At 38.2% G+C, this 6,462-nt stretch carries 5 protein-coding genes; all 5 read right to left on the reverse strand.

Annotated features, from left to right (window positions below; genetic code table 11):
- Positions 1–2,635 (reverse strand): hypothetical protein (locus tag AB1414_13430; GenBank protein MEW6608423.1); only part of this gene is annotated, 2,635 nt, incomplete at its 3' end.
- Between the two features lie 17 nt (positions 2,636–2,652).
- Entirely contained in the window at positions 2,653–3,699 is a 1,047-nt protein-coding gene (locus tag AB1414_13435; protein MEW6608424.1) for a hypothetical protein, read from the reverse strand.
- 80 nt (positions 3,700–3,779) lie between these two features.
- On the reverse strand, positions 3,780–4,658 hold the full coding sequence (locus AB1414_13440; GenBank protein ID MEW6608425.1) for a hypothetical protein: 879 nt from the start codon (positions 4,656–4,658) through the stop codon (positions 3,780–3,782).
- A gap of 15 nt (positions 4,659–4,673) precedes the next feature.
- Positions 4,674–5,645 carry a hypothetical protein gene (locus AB1414_13445; GenBank protein ID MEW6608426.1) on the reverse strand — a complete coding sequence of 324 codons (972 nt, stop codon included), beginning with the start codon at positions 5,643–5,645 and terminating at the stop codon, positions 4,674–4,676.
- Between the two features lie 29 nt (positions 5,646–5,674).
- Positions 5,675–6,462 (reverse strand): outer membrane lipoprotein-sorting protein (locus AB1414_13450; protein ID MEW6608427.1); only part of this gene is annotated, 788 nt, incomplete at its 5' end.

Below are 6,462 nucleotides of genomic sequence, written 5' to 3' on the forward strand. Positions count from 1 at the left end.
GGGTTATTTCTGGAGGCAGCTGAGTACTTGCAAAAAACTCAGCCCTGATTGAACTGGTATCATATCCCTGGCTATCTAACTCATCAAGCAAATCAAGAATCGTATAGCCTGAGTGTTGAATGATTCTTGCAGGTGTTTCTAATGCCTGCCAGATGTTCTTCATTGGTATTCGATATAATGCTTGAGCTATGCCCAGGGCAGATGTTGTTCCGCGATGTGTTGATGCTGACACATCAAAGTTTAGCCCCTTGGCAATCACGGGTAATTCTACTATTGGTGTACCGCGCACTGCCGCACTAAACCGCATACAAAATCCATCTACAAACGCCTGCTCCGGACTCATGGTGTAGGTTATTGAGGCAATGGGTAACTTGTAGTTATAATACCCCTCTCCATACTGCCGATTGGTGTAATGAGTTAATAAGGCATTACCATAAGCCTGTATGATTTTATCCTCATTAAACTCATCCTCCCTATTTCCATTGACCAATAGCCGATAGATACCGGCCGTGTTACTGCCAAAACAAGTAATTCCATCATTGGTTAAATCTGCATTTTGCGCCCAGGCAAGATTTATGGTCGGATTAAAACCCTGTTGATTGGATAAAGCCTGGCTATAATCATAGGCCTTTTGCACTGATTCTAATCCATACAATCCCCCAACCTGATTAATATAAATATCCAGCTCATGGGAAGAAACACCTTGATATTCTGGTGGGATAATTATGTGTAGTGGGTAAGTATACATCGGATTACCCGGGATGATTGGTCTAAAATTAAGATTGGGTAAGGCATCTTTCTTTGGGGTAAAGATAACCTCGTTATTCGTAAAGGTAACCATGTCTTCTGGATAGGTAATTGTGCCGTTCTTATCTACATCCGGGCGATAAACCACAGAGCCATCTTCTTTAGTAAAGGGTAAAAGGGCAAAGGGTTGAGAGGCGTAGGTATAGGTAATCGCCTGCATCTCCTTCTTATTAACGCAGGAGGCTTTGGGATACATCGAGGCCGGTGGATAAATTCTACTTTCCAGATAAACGCGATGCCGAAGGTTTGGGTTATCGAGGTTAGAGGTGCCACAATTATAGCGGATGATGTTATCCGAATCCACGCGTAGATTAGAATTAATCCATCGCTCCCAGTAATTATTCTGATTATCCCAGAAATAGAGCGATGAGGCGGCTTGAATGCCACCAGGAACTGATGTCGCAGTCGAGGCAACCATCATCTGCACCGGTATTTCAACGAGATTTTCCACAATCTCAAACGGTATCCAGTCTTCCTCAGCCCATGTCGTAGCCGTACCAGTTAATGTCTCTGGATTTTTTACAGTAAGCCTGAATGTATGTTTGCCAATAGATAACGGGTTAAGTGGGTAAAAATTAAATGCTGCATTAAGTAGATTTTTAGTCTTTGGCTCTTCTTGCGTGTCGGTAATCATATTAATTGGTAGAACTGCTCTATTTTTTATATCTCCATCTTTATCATAACCGTAATTGCCCGGTTTCTTATCTAATTCAATGGTAACCGTGCAACTGCCGGGGAGATAATCATAGATTTTACCCGCAATATAAAAATTATCTGCCGAGCCTTTATAAAATAGGGTAGAAGTGGCAAGTATAACCTTCGGCGTATCATAAGTCTTTGTACCTTTGTCTGGTATACCGTCAGCTCCTTTTAAAAATGCCTTCCATTGCTTACCTTCCTGTAAATGATTTACATCCCATAAGATATCGGTTTTAATCAATAAGTCATCTAAAACACCTTTACCTGCTTGACTCCAGCCACTCACTACATAATCACTTAAATAGGGAATAGCCAGGCAAACTATCGCTACATGCTCTACTCCCTTTTCTTTATCTACATTAGCATTTAGTTCTTTAAGGAATTGACTATTAGGACATAAATCAACTAATGCTGGCATATTAGCATTACTAATGAAATTACCTATTCCTACTACTTCAAGTATTTTCCCTGCTGGTTTTAATAAAAGTGCCTCATAAAGTTTACCAAGAATAGGCAGATTAGCTGGAAGACCAATAATTCGTGGTGGAACAGCTAAGTTACTACCAAGATGTGGTGTACCAATAGTAATTAGCCGTTTGACATTATCTGCTCCTCCATGCTGAATATAGTATCTTGCTACCAATCCTCCCTGGGAATGAGCTATGATGTTAATCTTAGCATTCGGGTCATCCTTCCAGTTATCACCGTAATATGCTGGTAAAATTTCTTCTTCTACTTTTTTAGTAAGAGTTCCATAATTCGACCCAATATGATAAAAACTCCCCTTCTTATCCTCCCCACCATAATCAAACGCCTCTAAATAGAGCCTGGCCGGGGATTCGTACTTGCCATCAGAAGATTGAAACCAAGTGACACCTCCATCTTCAGGCATATCAGGTTTCTTTGGAGCAATCTCTACATTCTCAGAGGTTACTTTTCTATATCCAAAATACTTTTTTAACTCAGGAATAGCAATATCCCATGTTTTACAATTAGCGTTGATACCGTGAATAAATAGTACCGGCATAGGTGCGTAAGTAGTGCAACTACCCCATGTAAGTTCTTCTGCACCAACCTTACTACTCAACAAACATAATGTTACAAACATACAAATAATAAGTTTTTTCATGACTTTTTACCTCCTCGTTACCAAATATTGTTAGGTCTTTTATATACAAAATGTTCCTTTTCATCCTTCTTTCTTACATCAGCAAGTAAGCTCTTTTCAATTCCACTTTCAATATCATATGTTCCCAGATATCCAAGTATAGTTTTTCCATCAGGGGACCATTCACCACAGTATTTTAATCTTTTAACAACATTACCTTCTAAATCAAAAATAGCAGAACCTCCAGGAACACTTCCAAGTAACATATTGCCATCTGATGACCAATCTGTAAGGTGTCCCCTAATCACCCTCCTCCTCTCGTTCCCATCCGGTTTCATGACCCAAATCCAGCCTTTGCAAACAAAAGCAATCAAATCACCTTTGGGTGACCAGATGGGGTTAGTGTCATCAAATTTATATACTACTGTACCATCTCTTTGTTTCTCTGGAATCTTCGTTGTAGAAATCATTTTTTTATTACTTCCATCTGCATTCATTACCCAGATAGTATTAGAAAACTCATATCCTTCTAACCAGCCATCTTTGTTCCTTTTTTCTTTTTGTTCAACTACTTCGTACACTATCCTTTTTCCATCAGGTGACGAGGAGGCGTGCATACCTGCATCTAAAATCCTCTTTAACCCTGTTCCATCTGTTTTAATAGTCCATATCCCATGAGATGTCCCACCGCTTGGAATTGACCCCCCAGATAAAAGAAGCAAGTTCTTTACCTGACAATAATCTAAATACATCGGCAGCCAGTAGGTATCATCGTCTGTATCACCAATCTTTACTATTTCCTTCTTATCTGTGCTATCATAGTTCATTGAGCAAAGATATACTTCTGTATGGTCTGCAAAATAGCTCCCACCCATAAAGAGTATGGCGTGAAGTGCCGTCTTCCCCGAAATTGCTCTACCAAAAGTTACCTTCTTGATAAAGTAAATCTTGTTATTCTCACCCCAGCAGGGTGCACAATAACCCACCATATCCGACCGCACAGTAAATGGCCAGAAGGCATAGGCAGACGCAGACATAAATACCAACCATACCCCTAATCCTACTAACATTATCTTTTTACTCATTTTATCTTCTTCCTTTTTTTAACGCAGAGAACACAAAGATCACGCAGAGTTCGCAGAGATTAAAATTTATATTTCATCTCTCAAATTTTTCTTTGCGTTCTCTGCGCATTCTTTGCGTCCTCTGCGTTAATCTTTTTAATTCTCATATCCATGTTAATCCGGGCAATTCGTGTACTAAGTTCTACATTAGCATTCAGTTCTTTAATGAATTGACTATTAGGACATAAATCAACTAAGGCTGGCATATTAGCATTACTAATGAAATTGCCTATTCCTACTACTTCAAGTATTTTCCCTGCTGGTTTTAATAAAAGTGCCTCATAAGGTTTACCAAGAATAGGCAGATTAGCTGGAAGACCAATAATTCGTGGTGGAACAGCTAAGTTACTACCAAGATGTGGTGTACCAATAGTAATCAATCGCTTAACCTTAGGATCCTTGCCTTCTCCCACCCTCTTTTGAATATAATCTCTTGCTACCAGTCCACCTTGTGAATAGGCAATAATATTAATCTTAGCATTCGGGTCATCCTTCCAGTTATCACCGTAATAAGACTGTAATATCTCCTTTAATTTGGTAGTAAGAGTACTATAATTCGAGCCAATATGATAAAAACTCCCCTTCTTATCCTCCCCACCATAATCAAACACCTCTAAGTAGAGCTTGGCAGGGGATTCATATTGGGTTTTCTCATCTTTGAAATAAGTGACTCCTTTACGAGTTGGGTGAAAAGGTGAAATTGGATCTTCTTTATTAGGTTTCCATTCTCTATATCTAAAATACCTCTCTAACTCAGGAATAGCAGTATCCCATGTTTTACAGTTGTCGTTGATACCGTGAATAAATAGTACCGGCATTGGGGCATAGGTAGTACAACTACCCCAAGTTAGTTCTTCTCCATTTACTTTGCTACTCAACAAACACAGACCTATTAAAATACAAATAGTAAATTTTCTCATGACTTTTTACCTCCTTTACCACATATTATTTGGTTTTTTATACACAAAATGCTCTGAATGTTTAATATCAGCTAAAGGTTTTATTTCAACCTTTCTGTCAATATCAAATACAGTAAAATCAAGAGTAAATATTGACCTCCCATCTAATGAAACATATCCTCCCCATTTAGGTTTTCTTATAATATTTCCATTTAAGTCAGAAATACTCCATCCTGTTTCAGAACCTCCAGATGAAATGATTCCCTTCCCATCAGGTAACCATCCAAAAAAATAAGATCCTTCTTTCACCCTCCTCCTCTCGCTCCCATCTGGTTTCATCACCCAAATCCAGTCTTTACAGGTAAAGGCGATCAAGTCATCTTTAGGCGACCAGATGGGATTAGTACCATCTGAAGAAATTTTATGTTTATTAGTTCCATCTGCATTCATTACCCAGATAGTTTCAGAAAAATTATCCCAGCTATTACTATCAGGTTCCTGTAATTGATACACTATCCTTTTTCCATCAGGTGACGAGGAGGCGTGCATACCTGCATCTAAAATCCTCTTTAACCCTGTTCCATCTGTTTTAATAGTCCATATCCCATGAGATGTCCCACCGCTTGGAATTGCCCCCCCAGATAAAAGAAGCAAGTTCTTTACCTGACAATAATCTAAATACATCGGCAGCCAGTAGGTATCATCGTCTGTATCACCAATCTTTACTATCTCTTTCTTATCTGTGCCATCATAGTTCATTGAGCAAAGATATACTTCTGTATGGTCTGCAAAATAGCTCCCACCCATAAAGAGTATGGCGTGAAGTGCCGTCTTCCCCGAAATTGCTCTACCAAAAGTTACCTTCTTGATAAAGTAAATCTTGTTATTCTCACCCCAGCAGGGTGCACAATAACCCACCATATCCGACCGCACAGTAAATGGCCAGAAGGCATAGGCACTTGATGAAAATAAAGTAATTAAAATTGAACTGATTATTAAAATCCTCATTTTATCAACCTACTCGTATTTTTTTTATTTTAATGAATTATAAATTCCTCATCCTTTATCCCAGTATTTATCTGAATATCATGCAGTTGCATGTTAGATTCGGCTACAATTTCTTCTTCAAGAAATACCTTTTTCACAGTTTCAGTTGGAATCCAAATATCATCTATCAATTGAGACTTTTTAACCTCTATTTCCATACCTAAGGTAGCAGTTTCAGTTGCTTTAATATAAAACTCGGTCTTAATATCTATACCTTTTTGATAATCAATTTCTAATATTAATTTCTCATAATTCCAGTTAGGTTCTTTAGGTATAACTTCAAGGATATAGAAATTATCATTATGATTTTTAATCTCAATTTCATGTTTTTCTTGAAATTCAGTTGAATAGTAGTAAAAATTCAACTGAGATGGTTTAATATTACTATATTCATTTATCTGCATAGTTAATGTTCCAAAGGTTGGATTTATATAATACATCAATTCACCGTTGATAATAATTATCTCCTCTTTTGCAGGAGATATAACCTTGACCTTATCAGGCTTTTTCATCATAAATATTTCTTCAACTTCAGGAAATGTTTTAGTTCCCACATTACCCCAGGAGGTCATCGTTCCTTTCATATCCTCAATCTTCCCAAAATTCTCCGCTACCTTCTGCAGGATTTCTGCAGGGGTGGGCATAGGTGTAGTAATAATAAACGATATACTATCAGCCGCTACATTATTGGCTCTATCTCTCGTTGTTAATCTCAGGGTATATGACCCTCTCGGCAGGAAGATTGTAGATAGAGTGCCTGAAATATTAGTTATTCCGC

This window comes from bacterium (assembly GCA_040755795.1).
GTDB lineage: Bacteria > UBA9089 > CG2-30-40-21 > CG2-30-40-21 > SBAY01 > JBFLXS01.

What these genes read in the sequence shown, in the direction of transcription:
- AB1414_13435 (MEW6608424.1), bottom strand. Translation starts at nt 3,699, where the DNA reads ATGAGTAAAAAGATAATGTTAGTAGGATTAGGGGTATGGTTGGTATTT.
- AB1414_13440 (MEW6608425.1), bottom strand. Translation starts at nt 4,658, where the DNA reads ATGAGAAAATTTACTATTTGTATTTTAATAGGTCTGTGTTTGTTGAGT.
- AB1414_13445 (MEW6608426.1), bottom strand. Translation starts at nt 5,645, where the DNA reads ATGAGGATTTTAATAATCAGTTCAATTTTAATTACTTTATTTTCATCA.